General features: G+C 40.5%; 18 protein-coding genes and 1 pseudogene. 7 read left to right on the top strand and 12 right to left on the bottom strand.

Features of this window, described 5'->3' with window-relative positions:
* Positions 1 to 222 (top strand): annotated as a pseudogene (locus K1F36_RS07620) (phosphoenolpyruvate carboxykinase (ATP)); the annotation flags it as partial.
* 58 nt (positions 223 to 280) lie between these two features.
* Here the strand turns inward: K1F36_RS07620 and K1F36_RS07625 are convergent.
* The 3 genes from K1F36_RS07625 to K1F36_RS07635 are packed head-to-tail and all read right to left on the bottom strand — an operon-like array spanning position 281 to position 3,342.
* Positions 281 to 1,024, bottom strand: a complete 744-nt coding sequence (locus K1F36_RS07625) for a uroporphyrinogen-III synthase (protein WP_220113288.1) — start codon at positions 1,022 to 1,024, stop codon at positions 281 to 283.
* Positions 1,025 to 1,030: 6 nt separating this feature from the next.
* Positions 1,031 to 1,687 (bottom strand): DUF4271 domain-containing protein, encoded by a 657-nt coding sequence (locus tag K1F36_RS07630; RefSeq protein WP_220113289.1) that lies wholly within the window; start codon positions 1,685 to 1,687, stop codon positions 1,031 to 1,033.
* Positions 1,687 to 3,342: an ArnT family glycosyltransferase gene (locus K1F36_RS07635; RefSeq protein WP_220113290.1), complete on the bottom strand. Its 1,656-nt coding sequence runs from the start codon at positions 3,340 to 3,342 to the stop codon at positions 1,687 to 1,689. The genes K1F36_RS07630 and K1F36_RS07635 overlap by 1 nt, the downstream gene beginning before the upstream one ends.
* A gap of 120 nt (positions 3,343 to 3,462) precedes the next feature.
* Between K1F36_RS07635 and K1F36_RS07640 the strand changes: the two genes are divergently transcribed.
* From K1F36_RS07640 to K1F36_RS07650, 3 genes are read left to right on the top strand one after another with little or no spacing between them, the layout of a single operon-like run.
* Positions 3,463 to 4,191: a polyprenol monophosphomannose synthase gene (locus K1F36_RS07640; protein ID WP_220113291.1), complete on the top strand. Its 729-nt coding sequence runs from the start codon at positions 3,463 to 3,465 to the stop codon at positions 4,189 to 4,191.
* A gap of 2 nt (positions 4,192 to 4,193) precedes the next feature.
* On the top strand, positions 4,194 to 5,528 hold the full coding sequence (locus K1F36_RS07645) for a dihydroorotase (protein WP_220113292.1): 1,335 nt from the start codon (positions 4,194 to 4,196) through the stop codon (positions 5,526 to 5,528).
* Between the two features lie 2 nt (positions 5,529 to 5,530).
* Positions 5,531 to 5,983, top strand: coding sequence for a DUF4296 domain-containing protein (locus K1F36_RS07650; RefSeq protein WP_220113293.1), 453 nt, complete (start codon positions 5,531 to 5,533; stop codon positions 5,981 to 5,983).
* Here the strand turns inward: K1F36_RS07650 and K1F36_RS07655 are convergent.
* Positions 5,970 to 6,971 (bottom strand): NAD-dependent epimerase/dehydratase family protein, encoded by a 1,002-nt coding sequence (locus K1F36_RS07655; RefSeq protein ID WP_220113294.1) that lies wholly within the window; start codon positions 6,969 to 6,971, stop codon positions 5,970 to 5,972. The genes K1F36_RS07650 and K1F36_RS07655 overlap by 14 nt on opposite strands.
* Before the next feature lie 85 nt (positions 6,972 to 7,056).
* On the opposite strand from K1F36_RS07655, the gene tyrS reads away from it, so the two are divergent.
* Complete coding sequence (gene tyrS / locus K1F36_RS07660; protein ID WP_220113295.1) at positions 7,057 to 8,355, top strand: tyrosine--tRNA ligase; 1,299 nt, start codon at positions 7,057 to 7,059, stop codon at positions 8,353 to 8,355.
* 1 nt (position 8,356) lies between these two features.
* Here tyrS and K1F36_RS07665 read toward each other — a convergent pair whose 3' ends face one another.
* From K1F36_RS07665 to K1F36_RS07695, 7 genes are all read right to left on the bottom strand, one after another.
* A complete protein-coding gene (locus K1F36_RS07665; RefSeq protein ID WP_220113296.1) occupies positions 8,357 to 9,343 on the bottom strand; it encodes a LuxE/PaaK family acyltransferase in 987 nt (328 codons plus the stop codon).
* Positions 9,344 to 9,416: 73 nt separating this feature from the next.
* The gene (locus K1F36_RS07670) at positions 9,417 to 9,740 is read right to left on the bottom strand and encodes a T9SS type A sorting domain-containing protein (protein ID WP_108245916.1); all 324 of its coding nucleotides are present in this window, start codon (positions 9,738 to 9,740) and stop codon (positions 9,417 to 9,419) included.
* Between the two features lie 147 nt (positions 9,741 to 9,887).
* Positions 9,888 to 10,199, bottom strand: coding sequence for a T9SS type A sorting domain-containing protein (locus tag K1F36_RS07675; protein WP_220113297.1), 312 nt, complete (start codon positions 10,197 to 10,199; stop codon positions 9,888 to 9,890).
* 174 nt (positions 10,200 to 10,373) lie between these two features.
* Positions 10,374 to 10,895 carry a hypothetical protein gene (locus tag K1F36_RS07680; protein WP_220113298.1) on the bottom strand — a complete coding sequence of 174 codons (522 nt, stop codon included), beginning with the start codon at positions 10,893 to 10,895 and terminating at the stop codon, positions 10,374 to 10,376.
* A gap of 48 nt (positions 10,896 to 10,943) precedes the next feature.
* A complete protein-coding gene (locus K1F36_RS07685) occupies positions 10,944 to 12,047 on the bottom strand; it encodes a thrombospondin type 3 repeat-containing protein (RefSeq protein ID WP_220113299.1) in 1,104 nt (367 codons plus the stop codon).
* Between the two features lie 136 nt (positions 12,048 to 12,183).
* On the bottom strand, positions 12,184 to 15,126 hold the full coding sequence (locus K1F36_RS07690; RefSeq protein ID WP_220113300.1) for a beta strand repeat-containing protein: 2,943 nt from the start codon (positions 15,124 to 15,126) through the stop codon (positions 12,184 to 12,186).
* Between the two features lie 48 nt (positions 15,127 to 15,174).
* Positions 15,175 to 18,078, bottom strand: a complete 2,904-nt coding sequence (locus K1F36_RS07695) for a TonB-dependent receptor (RefSeq protein WP_220113301.1) — start codon at positions 18,076 to 18,078, stop codon at positions 15,175 to 15,177.
* A gap of 178 nt (positions 18,079 to 18,256) precedes the next feature.
* Here K1F36_RS07695 and K1F36_RS07700 point away from each other — a divergent pair, with 178 nt between their 5' ends.
* Together K1F36_RS07700 and K1F36_RS07705 are read left to right on the top strand one after the other, a co-directional pair.
* Positions 18,257 to 18,943, top strand: coding sequence for a response regulator transcription factor (locus K1F36_RS07700; protein ID WP_220113302.1), 687 nt, complete (start codon positions 18,257 to 18,259; stop codon positions 18,941 to 18,943).
* Positions 18,943 to 20,028 carry a sensor histidine kinase gene (locus K1F36_RS07705; RefSeq protein ID WP_220113303.1) on the top strand — a complete coding sequence of 362 codons (1,086 nt, stop codon included), beginning with the start codon at positions 18,943 to 18,945 and terminating at the stop codon, positions 20,026 to 20,028. Before K1F36_RS07700 ends, K1F36_RS07705 begins: the two co-directional genes overlap by 1 nt.
* Here the strand turns inward: K1F36_RS07705 and K1F36_RS07710 are convergent.
* Complete coding sequence (locus K1F36_RS07710; protein ID WP_220113304.1) at positions 19,923 to 21,065, bottom strand: glycosyltransferase; 1,143 nt, start codon at positions 21,063 to 21,065, stop codon at positions 19,923 to 19,925. The genes K1F36_RS07705 and K1F36_RS07710 overlap by 106 nt on opposite strands.
* Positions 21,066 to 21,124 lie beyond the last annotated feature (59 nt).

Here is a 21,124-nt window from a genome sequence, read left to right on the forward strand (position 1 = left end):
GAGAAGTACCATATCCATTCGGTCTTTGGCGTGGCCCAGCCAAGGGAGTGCCCGGGAGTGCCTACTAAGGTACTGAGCCCAAGGGCTACATGGAACAATGACGAGGCTTACTACAAAACGGCCTTTAAGCTTACCAATGCTTTTAGGGAGAATTTCAAGAAATTCGAGGAGCACGCCAGCGAGGAAATCCGGAGGGGAGGACCACAACGGTACGCATTCTAGAAAAAAAAGACGCCCCCGGTCTACCGAGGGCGTTTTAGTTTTTAGGCCAGAATTAAAATTACTTGTTAACGCTGGTAATGTACTTTTGTAATGCCATGGTCATGGAAGGAGTTTCGGGCGTTGGTGCCTGAATGTCTATCCTAAGACCTGCACTTGTTGCTGCTTTTACCGTACTATTGCCAAAAACGGCAATTCTTGTATCGTTTTGTTCAAAATCGGGAAAGTTCTTCATTAAAGATTCGATTCCTGATGGGCTGAAGAATACCAAAATGTCGTAGTACACATTTCTAAGGTCAGAAAGGTCGCTGATTACCGTTTTGTAGAAGATTCCTCTTGTCCAATTTACACCTAGTTCGTCCAACAATTCGGGAACAATAGGTTTTAATGAATCGGAAGAAGGCAATAGAAACTTTTCATCCTTGTACTTCTTGATCAAGGGAATCAACTCGTTAAAAGTCCTTTTCCCAACATAAATCTTCCTTTTTCTGTACACCACATATTTTTGCAAGTAGTAGGCAACGGCCTCCGACTGACAAAAATATTTCATGGAATCCGGAACTTTGAAGCGCATTTCATCGGCAATCCTAAAAAAGTGATCCACAGAGTTTCTGCTCGTAAGGATAATCGCCGTAAAGTTGTTCAAGTCGATTTTTTGCTGTCTCACATTTTTGGCCTCTACGCCTTCAACGTGTATGAAAGGTCTAAAATCTACTTTAACTTTCTCTTTTTCAATTAGTCTTGAATAGGGGGAGTTTTCGACTTTGGGTTCTGGTTGGGAAACCAAAATTGTTTTTACTTTCATAAGTTATCAACCTTTTAAATAGCTTCCAATTAACACCAAGGGCGCAATTTCGAGTGCGCAAAGGTACAAAATAAAATACAGAAAATACGGGAGGAGTGTTTTTTGATGGTTCTTTAATAGCTTGGTCAAGCCAATGCCATTTATAAGAAAAATCAGGGTCAATGCCGTGTATATTATTGTTTTTGAGTCGTTTGCGATGTAAATCAATAAAATATTGGCAATGCAGATTATAATGCTACTATAATTGAGGTAAGAAATTTTACTGAAAACAAAACTAGAAACCAAGCTTAAGTTGTTGAAAACGAATCCTGTAAACATCTGTACCAAGAACTTGACCAGTTCAAAAAGGGCCAAAAACCCTAGAATGATCAAATAGTTGGTCATGGTGTTATCCTGGGGAACCAAGTCGAAAGTATGAAGAATCAGAAAAATAAAAAAGGATAGGTTGACAAGCTGAAACAAGGTCAACAGCAAATGGAACCAATGCGAAAATTGTCCTTTTTTGTTATGGAGCAGGATGTATTTATCATTAAAAGGCAAAATGATAAAGTTTAAAAACTTCTTATGAAACAGGTATTTGCCAAGTGCGAAAACAACCAAGCTTGTAAACAGGGTTATGGTCATCCAATCCAATGAAACTATTGTTTTTTCAATGGGTTCCATTATTCGATTTTAACAGGTTTTCCATTGAGTCCGGGAAGAAGTCCGTTTTCTGCAATCCCAATCCTAAAATATGCAGGTCTTTCCATAGTGGATAAAGGTAGCTCAAAGGAGTAGTTGATGGTGTCTTTAGATTTCAACAAAGATTGTTGGGGCAAGGTGTTCTCAACCTTTAGGGGAAGCATCTGCTTAACCTGCTTGTACTTATTGGAGTAAGAAATAGTGTATTCCAATTGTTCCAAGGGCACATCAAAAGGGTATGGGTTATACACCTTGAGCGAGTGTTTGATGCCGGTCTCCGGCTTTTCCACAATGCATTGCAATTTTCGGTAGGACTGAAAATCATCAATATATATTCCGTGAAAAACTGTACTGTCCAGATGCATGTAACTAATGTCGCCCCTTTTTCTGTACTGGGAAACATATAAGATCTTTTTTCCGCGCACTCGCTCCTCAGAGTTATCAATGGAATACTGGTTTTTGCGGTACATAAAATTGTTGAGCGAAATGGCAGGTACATCCGAATAAAACTCATACATGGAGGAACGGCGGTACGAGTTTTCAAAAACAACGGGAATCCCACCGGATTTTGTCTTAAGCTCGTTCACCCACTCCTTGTTTCCATGAGTTTCAAAGTACATTGGGAATAATCGGTAGTTGACCATCCAGGCTCTTGCGTACATCAAAAGAAGCAAACTTACGATACCCATCCGGTACATCCATTTTCTGCTTTTGGTGTTGTGTAAAAGATGGTCGAAAGCAATTAATGCCAAAGGAATTGATATAGCAATGGTCCATTGCGCCTGCACCCTCCGGTTGAAGCTGGAAATGAAAAAGAAAATCAATATTCCATAAACCAGATAAATCAATGCCTTCGAGAATTTGTCCGTTGCCTTGAATTTAAAAAGGGCGCCATAGACCCAATAGAAAAGCAGGCCAATAATAACTACAATGTTCAAGAAAAAGCCCAAGGTAAATTCATCAAACTTATATGCTTGGTTCGGGCGTTCGGATAAATGGAAGGTGATGGAAACAAAATCGTTCTGATAGAGCCATATAAAATGGGGGGCGTAGCAAATAAGGGCCAAAATTACGGCGAACCACGCTTTTTTGTTGAAAATGAGCTTGTAGTTGGATAAGAACACAAAAAGAATTACCAATACTGCATGGTACTTGCTGTACATCAATGAGGCCATTGTTAACCCTAAGCCTATTGTGGTCATGATACCCTCATGCTTTAAAAAACGTTTGTACAGCCAAAGGAACAGGGCAGTGAAAAATAATAATGCTGTATCGGGGAGCGTCAAAAAACCATAGGCATTCATCAAAGTAAATGAGAATACCAAAAGGAAAAAATGGGTTACATAATCCTTTTTCCTTGGATTTTCCACCATCGACCACAATAGTATATAGGTCCCAGCAGAAAGTACGCAGCTCATAAATCGTACCCCAAGTTCTCCATCAAAAAGAAAACTGCTAAGCTTTATCAAAAACGCGACCATGGGCGGATGGTCAAAATACCCCCAAGCCATATTTTGCGCATAGTACCAGTAGTAGGCTTCATCATAAATGAGTTCTGTTACCGACGATTGCAGCAGGTTGAGTGCAAATAGAACGGCCAAGAGAACAAAAAAAAGTCTGGGAAACTTTTGAGACATCAAAATGTGATTTTAAAGGGGCAAAGTTACAAATATTGGGGAAGTCCTGTTTAAGCATCCTATATCTCTTGCGTGTACAATTTAGAAAACCGTATTTTTGAACATTCTAATCCAGTGCGAATGGCAGACGGCTTGGTCATTATACCCACATTCAACGAAATCGAGAACATCGAGGCCATAACAAAAACGGTCTTCGACCTAAAAAAGGACTTTCATGTTCTTGTGGTGGACGATAACTCCCCGGATGGTACTGCGGATTGTGTAAGAACATTGCAGAAGGAATACCCGGACCGACTTTTTTTAGAGGTTCGCAAAGAGAAATCGGGTCTGGGTACAGCTTATATTCATGGTTTTAAATGGGCTCTGGAAAGAGGTTACGAGTATATTTTTGAAATGGACGCGGATTTTTCGCATCGGCCAGCGGATTTGTCCCGTTTGCACAGGGCCTGCTTAAATGGTGCCGATGTTGCCGTAGGCTCCCGATACAAAAAGGGTGTAAATGTGGTCAACTGGCCTTTGGCAAGAATATTACTTTCTTACGGGGCATCTTTTTATGTAAAATTGATTACCGGAATGAAGGTACATGACCCTACTGCCGGATTTGTCTGTTACAAAAGAAATGTGCTGGAAACCATTAAATTGGATAATGTACGCTTTATTGGCTACGCTTTTCAAATAGAAATGAAGTACAGGGCCTATCTCAGAAAATTCAAGATAGAGGAAGTCTCGATAATTTTTACCGATCGGGTAAACGGAAAATCAAAAATGAACTCCGCCATTATTCGGGAGGCAATTTTTGGTGTGATAGCTATGAAGTTTAGGAGTATATTTTTTAAAAAGAGCTTTTAATTATGTCAAAAATACTGTTGAAGAATGCCAAAATCGTGAACGAGAACAGCATTTTTGAATCGGATGTATTGTTGGATGGGGATTTTATCGCGAGAATCGATTCGGACATCTCGGATGCCAATGCCAAGGTGATAGATCTGGAAGGTGATCTGTTATTGCCCGGAATCATAGATGACCAAGTGCATTTTAGGGAGCCAGGACTTACACATAAGGGTACCATTGCAACGGAAAGTAGGGCGGCCATTGCTGGGGGCATCACCACATTTATGGAGCAGCCCAATACAATTCCACAGACCACTACCATTGAAAAACTGGAAGAAAAATTTGCCATTGCCGCTAAGGATTCATCAGCCAATTATTCGTTCCTTTTTGGAGGTACCAACGATAACTTGGAAGAGTTAAAACGACTCGACAAAAATGCATGTTCCGGGGTAAAACTGTTCTTGGGTTCTTCTACGGGAAATATGTTGGTTGACAATGAGGAAGTACTGGAAAAAATTTTCAGTAATACCGAAATGGTGATTTCAGCCCACTGTGAGGACGAAGGTACCATAAGGACCAACTTGGCCAAGTACAAGGAGATGTATGGGGACAATATCCCAATAGAAATGCACCCTATTATCCGAAGTGCGGAGGCTTGTTACCTATCTTCATCAAATGCTATTGCCCTTGCCAAAAAAACAGGGGCAAGGTTGCACGTGTTCCATGTATCCACAGGAATTGAAACCAATTTGTTTACGAACAAGATTCCCTTGGAGGAGAAGAAAATTACCGCTGAGGTATGTATTCACCATCTTTGGTTTTCCGATGAGGATTATGCAAAAAAAGGCACCCATATTAAATGGAACCCAGCTGTAAAGACGGCAACCGATAGGCAGAAACTTTGGGAAGCGCTGTTGGACGACCGTTTTGATGTGATTGCCACCGACCATGCACCACATACGCTCGAAGAAAAGGATAATCCATACACCACTGCGCCATCTGGTGGACCATTGGTACAGCACGCTTTGCTGGCTATGCTCCAAAAGGAAAAGGAAGGAATCATAAGTTTGGAGAAAATCGTCGAAAAAATGTGCCATAATCCTGCAAAGTTGTTTGATATTGACCGACGTGGGTTTATACGCGAAGGCTATTACGCAGATTTGGTTCAGGTTAACCAGAGTTCCAAAAATGAGGTTAAAAAAGCCAATCTTTTCTATAAATGTGGTTGGTCTCCCTTTGAAGGTGTTACTTTTGATTCGGAAGTAAAGCGCACCTTTGTGAATGGTCTTTTGGCCTATGAGAATGGCAATTTTAGTGCAGAAAAGAAAGCAAAGAGGCTTACGTTTAATCGCTAGGGATGAAATATATCGTTACATACATTTTGGGTTTCATCATTTTGGTTTCCTGTGCCGAAAAGGTTGTGGATGAACCTGAAAACCTTATTTCCAAGGAGAAAATGACCGAGATTTTACATGATCTTGCGATTTTAAATGCAGCAAAATCTGGCGCTGCCAGAAAATTTGAGGATTCAGGTATCGATATCATGGAGTTCCTATATACCAAATATGATATAGATAGCACCCAGTTTGCGGAGAGCGACCTTTATTATGCGTCTATTCCTTTGGAATACCAAACCATATACAAAGATGTAGAAGCTAGGCTGAAGCGGCAAAAGGATACCTTGGAGGCTATTGGAAAGAGGCTGAACGACAGTATCCGTGAGGCAAGTATTCAACGAAATGATTCCTTAAAGGCCATTAGGGAGCAAAAGGAAGGTGTGAAAAAGTCAGATACTATTACTTCTCGATAAACCTATCACAGCAAAACTCGATTGCCTTATCCAAGTCTTCGAATTCAAAGTCTAATTCAGATTTTATTTTTTCGCTGCTGTAATCTTCTTTATGGAATAATCCTTTGGCTACAGCTTTGGATAATTTTCTTCTTTTCCCAAAAAGATTGCTTCTTGCCCAATCCCATCTCCAAAAGCACTCGATCATAAATTTTGAAACTTTTTTGGTGGGTGGGGAGACTTCAAGTTTAGGCGCAATTTTATCAAAAAACTCTTTGTAGGTCATATTTTGATTGACCAAAATAAAGCCCTCCGTGCGGATGTTCGACTCCATGAGCATAGTCATTGCTTTTACAACATCCGATACGGTAACAAAACCAGTTCCACCGGGAATGTAATATTTCTTTCCTTTGGAAGCATAGGTAAAAAAGGATCCACTACCCGACTTCCAAAATCCTGGGCCGATTACAACACCAGGGTTTACAACAACAATATCAAGTCCCTCTTGTGAGCCGCGCCAAACTTCTAGTTCTGCCTCATATTTGGTAATGCCGTAAACTGTGGCCTTGGCTTCGTTCCATTCATTTTCCTCGGTTACTTCCGTTTGTTTGGGGTTGGACCCAATTGCAGCAATAGAACTTACGTAACACAGTTTTTTAATACCATATTTTAAGGATAGATTGACTACGTTCGCCGTGCCTTCAACGTTTGTACGCTCAAGAATTTTATAATCTTTAGGGTCGAAAGAAATCAGGGCGACGCAATGGTACACGTAGTCCACATCAATAAAAAGGTTGTCCAGATTCCCAAGTTCGGTGATATCTGCCTGTACCCAATCAATTTTCTCCACTAAAGAGGATGGGTCATCGGTATAATACCCAAAAACCTTACGGACCTTTTCTATGGATGCTTTGCTCCTATAGTTGCTTCTGACGGTCTTCCCACTGTTGATCAAATGGAAAAGTAAATGGGAACCGATCAGTCCAGTGCCTCCTGTAACCAAAATCATAAAGTAAAAGTACCTATTTGTGACGTAAAAATTGAGGGAAATGCCAACTTCATTTTATATTTGCAGCTATTCCAAAAAACTGATTATGACGAAGAATTTTGTTCAAGAACTGCAATGGAGGGGAATGGTGCACGATGTGATGCCAGGAGCCGAAGAACACCTAATGGAAGAAATGCGAGGTGCATATGTGGGTATAGATCCAACAGCGGACTCCTTGCACATTGGGCATTTGGTGAGCGTGATGATGTTGCGGCACTTCCAACTGGCAGGTCATAAGCCTTATGCCTTGGTGGGAGGTGCAACCGGAATGATCGGTGATCCGTCGGGCAAATCTGCGGAACGCAATTTGTTGGATGAGAAAACCCTACGTCATAATCAGGAGGCCATCAAGGCCCAGTTGGGCCGTTTTTTGGATTTTGAGAGCGGCGAGCCCAACGCGGCCGTTTTGGTGAACAACTACGATTGGATGAAGAATTTTTCGTTCTTGGAGTTTATCCGCGATGTTGGTAAGCACATCACCGTAAACTATATGATGGCCAAGGATTCCGTTAAAAAGCGTCTTTCTTCAGATGCGAAAGAAGGTATGTCCTTTACCGAGTTTACCTATCAGTTGGTTCAAGGATATGATTTTCTATATCTGTTCCAAAACCACAATTGTAGTCTTCAGATGGGAGGCAGTGATCAATGGGGCAATATAACTACTGGAACAGAATTGATTCGACGAATTGGTGGAGGAAAAGGTTTTGCACTTACTTGCCCGTTGATCACCAAGGCAGATGGAACCAAATTTGGAAAAACCGAAGGTGGAAATGTTTGGTTGGATGCAGAAAGAACATCTCCCTATAAATTTTATCAATATTGGTTGAATACTTCGGATGAAGACGCGGAGAAGTACATTAAAATCTTCACTTTTCTAAGTCAACAGGAGATAGAAAATTTGGTGTCCGAACATAAAAAAGCTCCCCATCAGAGGGCATTACAAAGAAAATTGGCCGAGGAAGTGACCATAATGGTGCATTCAGAAGAAGATTTGAACAATGCCATTAAGGCAAGTGACATTCTTTTTGGCAGATCAACTTCCAATGATTTAAAACAACTTAACGAGAAAACGTTTTTAGATGTTTTCGAAGGTGTTCCACAAGCTACGGTGAGCAAGGATGAACTTGAACCAGGTTTGGACATGATCGGCGCCCTTGCCGCAAAAACCGGTTTTTTGGGTTCCAATGGTGAAGCTCGAAGAGAATTGAAGCAAAACTCCATATCCGTGAACAAGGAAAAGGTGAAAGAGGATTACCTGATTACGTCGTCAGATTTGATCAACGATAAGTTTGTACTGTTGCAGCGCGGAAAGAAGAATTATTTTGTGCTAGTAGTCGTCGAGTAGATTACAACACCATTAAATTACATCCTCTGATATCCGAATCATCAAAACGGCCCAAAACTTCAAAAGTTCCGTTTGGGTGTGTTTTCCCCAAATCTTGGGTAGCGATAAAGGAGCAGGAATATAGGTTCGCCAGATCAATCACATTGACGCCGCCTGTTTTTCCATTGGGTTGGATTGAAAGTGGGTCTTCGGTGTCGCGCGTAACGATTTTCATCCAAGGAGGTGTCTCAAAAATTCCGTTGCCTTTGGAATAACCTTGGGACAACAGTTCCGTCATACCGTATTCTGAGTGGATATGTTCAACACCCAATCCCTTTTCTAGGATTTGATGGAGTTCCTCCCGAATCAATTCTTTGCGTCTACCCTTCATGCCACCGGTTTCCATCACAATGGTGTTTGTTAAGGTTGAAGGAAATTGTTCAACCAGATCTAAGAGCGCAAAAGAAACCCCGATGAGCAATGTTTTGGTACCTTTACTTTCCAATACTTTTAATTTCTGATGAAGTTCTTCGAGATTATGAAGATAAAACCCACTGTGAGGATGTCCGGATTTTGCAATCAGGCTATTTACCATATAAATCAATGAAGAGCCTTCTCTTTCCAAATAGGAGGGTAAAAGAGCTAGAATGCAGAAATCTTTGGATTTTCCGTAGAAAAGTTCAAACGCTCTTAAAAAACTTTCTTCGTAAAGACCGATATCAGGAACAAAATGCTTGCTAGTAGTGCTTTGCGTGGTTCCGCTGCTGGTAAAGATGGTCTGTGACTCTTTTTGAGTTGAAATAACCCTATGTGTCTTAAAGAAGGAAATAGGCAGGAATGGTATTTCCAATGAGCTTGAAACATTTTTGGGAGACTTTCTTAAATAGATGCAAAAGTCCCTGTACACCTCATTGTTTTCGTATTGAAACTTGAAAATATCCAATGCGACTTCTTCAAAATCGTCCGCATTGTTGATATTGAAAATCCGATGGGTATCAAACTGTTTCATTGTGGATCAAAAGTACCCAAAAATAAAAAAGCCCTTCGGGAAAAGGGCTTAAAATGTGATATGCTGTTTGATTTTATTTGACGACCAGTTTTCGGGTCATTGTTTTTTTCTGTTCCGTAACCTGAAGTACATAAACGCCAGGTACTAGTCGGGAAATGTCCAAAGTATTGGTGCTGATTCTTTCTGTTAGCACTACTTCACCAAAAACGTCATAAATCCTTATTTCTTTGGTGCCGTTGGTTTCTGTAGAGATGTATACCTCATTGCCATAAGCTGGATTCGGGTACATTTTAAAACCCTTGAGCTCCTGTACGGGCTCGTTGTTGACTGTAACTAGGTCTTGACCGAATGAGAGTAGTGGTAAAGCCATAAGTAAAACAAAGTAGATTTTCTTCATGCAAGCTGATTTGGGGTATATGTGCATGATAAAAGTAGGTAAACAGTATATTGTTGACTATTTTATGTTGTGAAAGCACTAAAATGGGTTGTAAAGCGTTGAAAGCTGTGGTATATGATTGGCAGAAAAGCCGTGGAAATCGGTGAACTACTTCACAATGAGCTTTCTAGTAGCTACTTTGTTTTGTTCAAAAACCCTTAAAATATAAACTCCTTTGCTTAGGTTTGATAAGTTGAGTTCTTTGCCTAAGATGGTGGTCTCGAGTACCTGCGTGCCCAATACATCAAAAACCAGAATTTTCTTGGGAGCGTTTTCTTTGGTTTCTATATAAACCTTGCCTTGGGTAACAGGGTTGGGATACAGCTTAAACCCGTCAATATCCGCACTTGAACTGGCGCTTTGCTGAGAAAACCCAAGTGAACAGATAAAAAAGAAAAAGACGAAGTAAAAGTGCTTCATACGTTAATGGTTGCAAACGGTATGCCACAAATATATAAAAATAGTGATGTGATTATTGAACTATTTGACGATTAGGGGGTTACTTTTCGATGAAATGCAACCAATTACAAGAAACCATAAAATAAAAATGGCGGATATGCTTACCCGCCATTTTAATATTCAAACGCTCGGTTTTTATTGTTTTAAATCTAAATAGTCTATCATTTGGTTATAATCCCTTACATCTAGCTCATTACGTGTTAATCCAGATATTTTGGATGGCCTTACCGCAATGATATTGAGTTCCTTGAATTTCAAATTATTTCCGTAGGGCATAGAGCTATCAAATTTTTCAGCATGGAGAACAAGGGTCAAACCATTGCTTCTGGAATAATAAGTCTTTAGATTTTTTTCAATCTGCACATTTGGAACAGGAAGCCAAGTTTTAGATTCCGCTTCAGCGGATTTATAGAACGGGAATAGTAATAATGGCTCAGTATTGGATAAACCATAGTCATTTTCTGGAATAACCAAGTCCAAGCTTAAACTATCTCTAAGGGTATTTTTGCCAAGAGCGATTAGGGCTGCATCAGCCTTTACAAGGCTTTGTTGTGTTTCTGGGTTCCCATCAAAGGAACTGTCATCGTTTGAGCATGATATAAACAATATGATTAAGCTTATTGAGAATATATTTGATATGAAGGATTTTGTTTTCATGTTATGGATTTTGTTTTCTTATGACAGAGTTATATTTGTTGAGTCTTTTTAGTTGATTGCAAAACGTAGAGCGAATACATTATTATTTTCATTGGATTCATCATTGTCATCATCATCGTCAACTCGAATCAGCAACCAAAAATTACCACCGACACTATTAAAATCGTATGTAAAAAGTGTAACAGAGGAATAATCTCCACTGTTTGTACTGAGTGATCCAATGTTGGATGTTTTTATTCGCGTATCTGAATTACTTTCAAAAGTGCTGTTTGCTGAAATATAATACCCAACTGTAGTGGAAGTAGAAGTGGCATTGCCAAGATTTTGGACGAGTACATCAATATTTGCAATTCCACTGGGATTATTTAAGTAGTGTCTATCTGTTCCAATTTGGCTGAAATAATTATCACAGCCAAAGCAATCGCTATTGATTACGGATCCGTTTAAATTGATGGAGAGATCAGGTTCTCCCGGACAACCATTATTGGATGCTGGACCGGATTCGTTGGGGCAGTTATCTTGGTCATCAGGTATGCCATCATTATCACTATCAATAACACAATTGATATTAATAGGATTTCCTATTGATTGTCCATCTAGACTAAAATCTGCATCACCTTTTCCATTATATCTGTTTAAAATTCTGCAATATCTGGTTCCTAGACTGCCACCAAGATTTATTTGATAAACTTCATCATGATCTAATAATCTATCAATTAAAATATTGACCTTATATCTACCATCATGGGCAGTTGAATTACCACAATATCTATCCTTTGCTTTTTGTAGGGTAGTGAACGTTTCAAACCTATGATATCTATTAAAAACATAGCTGCATACGTCCTTAGAAGACCCAATTCCTGAGCCATTCAAGTAAAAATCTGCATCCCCGGTTCCGGAGTATCTATTAAGAACTTTTGCATACCGGACCCCCAGATTAAAGTTGCTGCCAAAATCAATTACATAATATTCCCCATTGTTCAACAAATAATCAATGTCTAAGTTCACTTTAACAACAAAGGCATCAGAAGTATTCCCAACACATGCTTTTTCTGCTGTAGCATAGGTTTCGAACCTATGATAATTATAAGTCTGAGCGGAGGAAACGTAAAAAGAAAAGATTAAGCATAAACATAAAGTAATTTTTCTCATGGTATTAGTGTTTTATTTTGAACTAAAAATATAAGAAAAAGACTACCCTATGATTAAGTAATTATTAATGAATAGTAAACAAAAAAGCCCCCGCAATTGCGGGGGCTTTTAAAATTATAAGTATATATAATCTTGATTAGTTGGCCCAATCAAAGATTGTTACATCTACAGTTGCAGTTGCATCATAAACTTCTGCAGGATCAGCATCTGCACCTTCAATTTGTACATTGGCCAATGGACCAGCATCGCTCATCAATACAGAAGTATCATACCCTGTTAAGGAAAGTCCTGTAATGGTTGCTCCAGATTCTTTTTTGAACTGAAGAGCTGTACCACCAACCGTGGAAACAGCGGTCAAGTTAACCAAACTTGGGTTTTCGTTAGCGCCATCGGCCTCAACAACAGTGGAGAAGCCAGAAGTGTGCAATACGTAAGCATTGGTCAACGTACCGTTCCATCCTTCTGTCCAGTCAATGGCATCATCCTCATTGTTTTCCAAATAGAAGTTGGAAGCAGAAACGGTTCCACCAAAGAACTCAACACCGTCGTCTGTTCCATTTTTGATGGCAACATTATCGATTGTGGTTCCAGAACCTACTGCATAAAGTGTAAGGCCGTTATACTGAGATTCGGTGCTAATCTGTGCACCGGCATAGTTAATGATCAAGTATTCGATGCTACCTGAATTGTCATCATCTTCAGTACCACCATAAAGAATACCTCCAACTTCAGCTTCGGCATCCACACCTTCGGTAGTAGTAGCTTTACCGGCAATTACCAAACCACCCCAGTCACCAGGAGTTGTGTTGGATGAGGTCATAACAACAGGATTAGCAGCAGTACCCTGTACATTGATTGTACCTCCTTTTTGAACCACGATGAATGTTTTGGTTTCGTCACCATTTTCAACATCGGCAATAATAGTTGTTCCAGCAGGGATGTTCAAAGTAGCTCCATCTTCGACACTGAAAGATTGGTTCAAGTAGTAAGTTACATCGGCATCCAATGTAAGTGTAGAGTTAAGAGAACCTGTCAACGTAGCAGATTGTGCTTCAGCATTTCCTGTAGCCCAAGTAAATGTATTGATGTCAACAGAGGCAACGGCAGCATAAGTTTCTGCTGGGTTGGCATCGGCGCCTTCAATTTGAACATTGGCCAATGGACCAGCGTCGCTCATCAATACTGATGTATCATATCCATCTAGAGAAAGTCCTGTAATGGTTGCTCCGGATTCTTTTTTGAACTGAAGAGCTGTACCACCAACTGTGGAAACAGCGGTCAAGTTAACCAAGCTTGGGTTGCCATTGGCACCATCTGCTTCAACAACAGTAGAGAAACCAGCTGTGTGCAATACGTAAGCATTGGTTAATGTACCGTTCCATCCTTCTGTCCAGTCGATAGCGTCATCTTCGTTGTTTTCCAAGTAGAAGTTGGAAGCGGAAACAGTTCCTCCGAAGAACTCAACACCATCATCGGTACCGTTCAAGATAGCTACGTTATCGATTGTAGTAGCAGAACCTACAGCGTAAAGGGTAAGACCGTTATACTGAGATTCAGTGCTGATTTGAGCACCAGCGTAGTTAATGATCAAGTATTCAATGCTACCAGAGTTGTCCGCATCGTTTGTTCCACCGTAGATGATACCACCTACTTCGGCTTCGGCATCCACACCTTCGGTAGTGGTTGCATCACCAGCAATTACCAATCCACCCCAGTCACCTGGCTCTTCGTTGGAAGAAGTCATAACAACAGGGTCGGTAGCGGTACCTTGAATATCGATCATACCACCTTTTTGTACTACGATGTATGTTTTGGTTTCAGTACCTTGCTCAACATCGGCAACGATTCTTGTTCCAGCAGGGATGGTCAAAGTAGCACCGGATTCCACGCTAAAGCTTCCTTCCAAAAAGTAGTCTACAGCTGGATCTAAAGTTAAATCGGAAGTTAGGGAACCTGTCAATTTGCTTTCTTCTATCACAAGTGCAGAATTTACCCATCCAAACATTTCTACGTCAACTGTGGCATCACCAACGTAAGATAGGTTGGGATTGGCATCTGCTCCTTCAATTTGAACGTTAGCCAATGGACCAGCGTCGCTCATCAATACAGATGTATCGTATCCGTTCAAAGAAAGTCCTGTAATGGTTGCTCCAGATTCTTTTTTAAACTGGAGGGCTGTACCTCCAACGGAAGAAACAGCGGTCAAATTAACCAAACTTGGGTTTTTGTTCTCTCCATCTGCTTCAACAACAGTAGAGAATCCAGAAGTGTGAACTACATAAGCGTTTGTCAATGTACCGTTCCATCCTTCAGTCCAATCAATAGCGTCGTCTTCGTTGTTTTCCAAATAGAAGTTGGAAGCGGAAACAGTTCCGCCGAAAAACTCAACACCATCATCAGTACCGTTAAGTACGGCAACATTGCTTATTGTGGTACCTGAACCAACTGCGTAAAGAGTAAGACCATTGTACTGAGATTCTGTACTGATCTGTGCGCCGGCATAGTTGATGATCAAGTAATCGATACTACCAGAATTGTCGGCATCGTCAGTACCTCCATAGATGATACCGCCTACTTCAGCTTCGGCATCCACGCCTTCGGTAGTGGTTGCGTTACCAGCAAGAATTAAACCACCCCAATCACCTGGCTCTTCGTTTGCAGAAGTAAGGATAACAGGGTTGGCCTCGGTACCTTGAACATCAATCATACCTCCTTTTTGTACAACGATGTAAGTTTTGGTTTCGGTACCATCTTCAACCTCGGCTGTAATTGTTGTTCCAGCAGGGATGGTCAAAGTAGCTCCGGACTCCACGCTAAAAGAACCTTGTAGAACATAGGTCTCAGCTGGGTCTAGGGTCATATCCTCGGATATTGAACCTGTAAGCGTTGTAGCTGGATTTTCACATGGCTCGCAAGAACCACCACAGTCTACTCCTGTTTCATCCCCGTTTTGGATATTGTCATCACAGGTAGGCGTGGTTGGATTATCCCCGCCATTATCATCACCACTACAACTGGTAAAAACCAGTGCCATTGTGGCTAGCGATAACATTGAAAGTTTCAAAATTTTCGTTTTCATAAAAGAAATGGATTTAGATTAATTATTAGACTATTGTATTGATTAGCGTTAAAAAGTATATTTAAGTCCAAGGCTAAATGTTCTGCCCAAAGTATAAGAGCGAACTACATCGGTAATAGTCTCTCTTTGTGGGGCGCCTGGTCCCAAACGTACTTCTCTGTCATCTGAAAATGCTTCCAATTCCGCTCTACTTTCAGAAGTCAAGTAGTTTATGGACTGTTCTATTTTTGGATTTAACAAGTTTTGTCCGGATAACGATACTTGAAAGTTTTGTCCAAACTGCTTACTGATTTTTGAGTTCAACACCACGAATCCTTTTTCCAAAATGGCATCATTATAACGGGTATCCCAATCTTCTTGAGCTCTTGCAAATCCCATGGCAAAAATCTTGTCCGAAGCATAGCTTGCTGATACGTTGGCTACCCAATTGTTGGAGGTTTCCAAGTTTAAACTACTGTTCATGATCCAATCGGAAGCACCTTGTAGGGGGGCATTTTTATTGGTTCCGTATCTAAAAGTTTCTATAATTGCACCTTCTTCCGTGGTTCTTTCGATAAGGTCTTGCTCGTGCCACATTCTACTGGCGTTTAGTACCAAACTTAGTGTTGGTCCTAATGGGTTGCCGTTCTCATCGTTCATTTCAGGAGTGATGATATCTATTTTGGATTCTATCTCGATACCATAGATAGTGGCTTCTTCCCCTGTGTTTCTAAAGGTGAACAAGGCACCATCGGAACCACGTGCACGTACTTTGTTGATGGGGTCTTCTATGCTTTTATAAAACAAGGAAGCAGAAACCAGCTGACCCCTAGTTGGAAAGAACTCCCATTTAAGGTCAAAGTTGTTGGCGAACGAAGCTTCCAATGCATTATCTCCAACAGTACCAAAAACTTGTTGCCCTGTGGGGGAAATGTATCGAAAAGGAGCAATTTCCTTAAACTCTGGAAGTGTGATGCTGCGGCTGGCAGCAAAACGAAGGGCATGTTCTTCGTTAAGTGCATATTTTATGTTCAAACTAGGATAAACGTTGGTATAATCCCTTGAAACGGAACCAACTTCACCGCCAGGTGCATTGGCCACATCATAGTTTACTACGATTTCATCTTGTTGTGCCCTAAGTCCGGCGTTAAAGTTCCAGTTTCCAAAGCCAACGTTAAAAAGAGCAAACCCTGCAATGGATTCATACTCACCGGTATATTCATCCTTTACTTCTCCAGCTTCGTTGGACTGGAAAGCGATGATTTCCAAAATATTGTTATTGAAGTTGGCATCTGTAAAAATCTGATCAAGATCATCCAATGAAGTGGAGCTTGGTCTATTGTCATCTACGTTGGAAACTCCATAAAAAGTAGATTCAAAATCTCTTGTCTTTTTTCTATAGTTCGCCCCAAGGTCAATGTAAAATTTTTTATTTTCTTCATCAATGATTTTCAGCCTATCTTTTAAGAGACCGTTGTACTCTTCATCATCAATTGTCTGGGAAAGTTTTCTTGATTCAAAGGCACTGTTTTCGTAGAGAAAAGCATTTACGGGGTCTGAGGTAAAGTTGATGATGTTACGAATCCTGTTCGGCTCATCGGCGTTAAGTTTGTTATAACTAACGGCCCAGTCCAATACATTTTTTTCTCCAAACTTGTGGTTACCGATTAATTGGGTAACAAACAAACGGGTCTGCTTGGTGTTTTGATCTCTTAAAAAATCAGAAAAATCTCCTATGGTCTCTTCCTGAATGTTACCAAAACCGTTTCTACCTCCTTCTGACACTACATCATTTAATGTATTTACAAAAAGCGTTACAGATTTTATTATGTTTTTTTCATCTTGGTAGGTAAGGTCCAACATGGCATTGTTTACATGCTCTGTTTCCCACTGTTGAAAATCTGTAATGGAATCTGTAACCGTTACCTGATCATAAATCAAAAATTCGCCAGGGCTGTAATATTTATGATTTTTGGAGTTGGACAATGTACCAAACACTTTGAACTTGTTGTCAAAAAAGGATTTTCCACCACTAATGTTGACGCCCATATTGGCTGGTGTTTCAACAGTACTGGCGTCCCATGATTGGTTGGTGATTTGATCTCTAATGTCGATATCGGTATCGTAAAATCCGAGAGAGGTATCTTCGTAGTTTGCTGTTACCTTAAAACCTTGCCCGTCCGATCCATCGCCAATAGCATTGGTGTTGGCTCCAATGGAAACACCCACTTCCAATTCACTGGTTCCGGACAATTCCCTTGAGGCAATATTTATATTACCGGAAGCTTGGTCGGCAGAAGTGGCAGCAGAATAGGTTTTGCTAATACTCACGTTTTGGATTACCCTAGTTGGGAACAAGCCAAGGTCTATGTTTTTTTTCTCGATGTCATCGGATGGAATAGGAAGACCATTAAAGGTAGTGGTCAAATATCTATCTCCAAGACCACGAACAAATACATCTCCAGAAGCTTCACTTTCAGTAACACCGGAGATTTTAGTAGCGGCAGATTTTACATCGGAGATTCCTAAATTTCCTAATTCTACAGCGCCGATACTTTCCTTTATTTCAATTGCTCTTTTTTGATCTAATAGTAAGGCAGTCTCGGAATCTTTCCTGGCTACAGTGGTAACTACTACTTCATCTAGTGCCATTCCCTGTCCAGCACTCATTGGAACGTCTACGCTAGTAACTTTTCCAGCTTCTACTGTTACATTTGGGATTTCTACGGTTTCATAACCTAAATAACTATATACTAAAATGTAAGTGCCCGGGGCAATCCCGGAAACTTCATAAAGGCCATCAAAATCGGAAGTAGTTCCAATAGTGGTACCCTTAATTACCACATTGGCAAAAGCAAGTGGCTCATTGTTGTACTCTTGGTCGGTTAGTTTACCGACAATGCTACCCGTGGATTGCTGGGCGCTGCTCAGTGATGTTGCAAACAAGGCAAAAATCAGTAAAAAATATTTCATTATCAGGTATATATTTGGCGCAAAGAACGCCACAGGTTGTAAAAGCCGTGTTAGTTGTATGTTAAGTGTTTATTTCAGTTTTGTTACAATAAGGTTACTAGATTAAATCAACGTTAAGCGTTTATCCCGTAAGTGTATTATCTTTACATTTGGGCGTTTAACACAGAAATACCATCCCATGAAAAACAAGGACATTAAGATTCTATTGGTAGACGATGAACCTGATATTCTGGAAATTATAAGCTATAACCTTTCTGCCGAAGGGTACGAAGTATTCACTGCCAAAAACGGAGTGGAAGGAGTTGCGAAGGCCAAGAAGAAAAGCCCCCATCTTATTATTATGGATGTTATGATGCCGGAAATGGATGGTATTGAGGCATGCGAAGTAATCCGAAGCACACCGGGGTTGGATCATACTATAATCACTTTCTTGACGGCACGAGGAGAAGATTATTCCCAAGTGGCCGGTTTTGATGCAGGGGCAGACGATTATATCACCAAGCCCATAAAACCAAAAGTATTGGTTAGCAAAGTGAAGGCCTTGTTGCGAAGGTTGAAAGATGACAAGAAGGAAGTGGAAGATATCGTCAAAGTCGGAGAGATTATCATCAATAGGGAAGAGTACAAAATTGTGAACGATGGTGAAGAAATGGTCCTGCCAAGAAAGGAATTTGAGCTTCTTTCACTTTTAACATCCAAACCAAACAAAGTCTTTAAACGAGAAGTAATCTTGGATAAAGTTTGGGGCAACGAAGTGGTGGTTGGTGGCCGAACCATAGATGTTCATATTAGAAAATTACGCGAAAAAATCGGAGATCACCACTTTAAAACCGTTAAAGGTGTGGGGTATAAGTTTGTACTCTAATGGCCATAAAACTAAAGAAATCATACAAATTTGCACTTCGATCTTCTTTGGTTATCACCATTTTGATCACTCTGGTATTTATAGGATTTCATATGGATGTTGACCATATAGATTGGTCGCACACCCTACTTTTTGCCTTGATAAGTTTTGGTATTTGTTTTGCCATCATTCAAATCCGTGTAGAACGCTTCATTTATAGGCGAATCAAAAGAATTTATGATGATGTCTCCCTTCTGGAGTCATCTTCCTTCTCCTCAAAACCTGTAACCACCGATATGCGCACCTTGGTACAGGAAATTGAAAAATTTGCCGAAGGAAAGAAAATAGAGATAGATACTCTTAAAATCCGTGAAGAATACAGAAAGGATTTTCTGGGCAACGTTTCCCACGAGCTAAAAACACCACTATTTACGGTCCAAGGTTATATTTTGACCTTACTCGATGGTGCCATGAAGGATAAAAAGCTGCGAAAAAAATATCTGCAACGTGCTAACAAGGGTGTAGAAAGGCTCATATATATTGTAAAGGATCTTGATCTTATCACCAAACTGGAAGCAGGTGAACTGAAATTGGAAAGAGAGGATTTTGATATCATCGAGCTTATACAGAACACCTTTGACCTATTGGAAATGAAAGCGGCCAGAAAGGAAATCTCACTCACCTTTGATATGGAATACCCAAACCCTGTCTACGTGAACGGGGACAAGGAAAAGATACAACAAGTAATAAGTAACCTTTTGGTGAACTCTATTAAATATGGGCTGCCCAAAGGAACCACGGAGGTAAGTGTAGAAAACTTAATTAAAAATAAGGTGATCGTTCGGGTAACTGATAATGGAGGGGGTATCCCCAAACAGCATATTCCAAGATTGTTCGAACGATTTTATCGTGTGGACCAAAGTGGCAGCCGAGCCGAGGGAGGGTCCGGTCTTGGACTTTCCATTGTGAAGCACATTGTAGAAGGCCACGGCGAAAAAATTTATGTGGAGAGCGAGGTCGATGTAGGTTCCGAATTCTCATTTACATTGGAAAAAGCTAAGGCTCCGGTATCCGTAGCAGAGAAAACTTCAAACAAGGAAGAATAGTCAGTGGTCGATTCAAACTGAGCCAAACCCGAGAATTTTTCGATTCTGGATAAATCTTTCACAGTAAAATCCTCTTGACTGGAAAAAGGGACAAGTCCTTGTTTTTGCATTCGTTTGGCCAAGTATTCTTGTTCATATTGCCCTGGAGTAGGAATAAAAAATGCCTTTTTCTCCAATTTTGCTAGATCCATAACCGTGGTGTATCCCGATCTACATAGCACTTTATCACTCTGGTTTATGGCAGTTTCTAGTTCGGCGGATTTCATAAAATTGTAGTGCCGTATTTTTCCTCTTGGGGTTTGAATCTCTTCCACAACCTGTTCGTCCTCTATTTTACCTTTTACAAAGAGAATATTGCCTTCAAATGGTTGTAATTCACTAAGTAGTTTCTCCTCCAGCATTGTTCGTTGAGGTTCCGGACCGGATAGTAAAACCATCAAGTCATTGGTGATGGCAAGTTGTTTTTTTTCAAACCGGCTTAAAGGACCCAAATACACAATGTTCAATTTGGATTTTTTTAAGTGGCCCAATTTTCCGGTCAAGTTGGGTTTGTCCTTTACATCGGGTACCCAGCAAGCATCAAATTTTTTAATGATTTTTTGATGTGCTTTGGAACTCATCCAAGTCGTGTTACCGGAAAGTACATTGAGTTGATGCGTAATAAATACACAGGGCACTTTTTTATAGTAGGCACCCAATCGGTTATCGGAGATAATTCCGTCCAAACCATGTTCTTTCACCAATCTTTTCACCGCTTTTTTCTCCTTGGCCATGGCCTTCAGCACCTTTGGTGAGTCCCAGATCATTTTTATTTTGAAGTTCTTCCCCTTTTCTGCGTAAGAAATCTTGTAAGAGGGGAGTTCAAATGCCGGGATATGGGGGAACTCTTTCTTCAACAGTGATAGTGCAACGCCGTCCGATGCGATATGGGGTTGATGACCGTGCCGCAATAATTCATGAATAATAGGGATACACCTAGTAGCATGTCCCAGTCCCCAATTCAATGGAGCTACCAGAATACGTTTGGAAGAATTCATACCCACAAAAAAACAAAATGCGAATTGCTTTTAGATTTCCTTAGTTTTGCCAAATCATT

It is taken from the genome of Flagellimonas abyssi (assembly GCF_019457905.1).
GTDB lineage: Bacteria > Bacteroidota > Bacteroidia > Flavobacteriales > Flavobacteriaceae > Flagellimonas > Flagellimonas abyssi.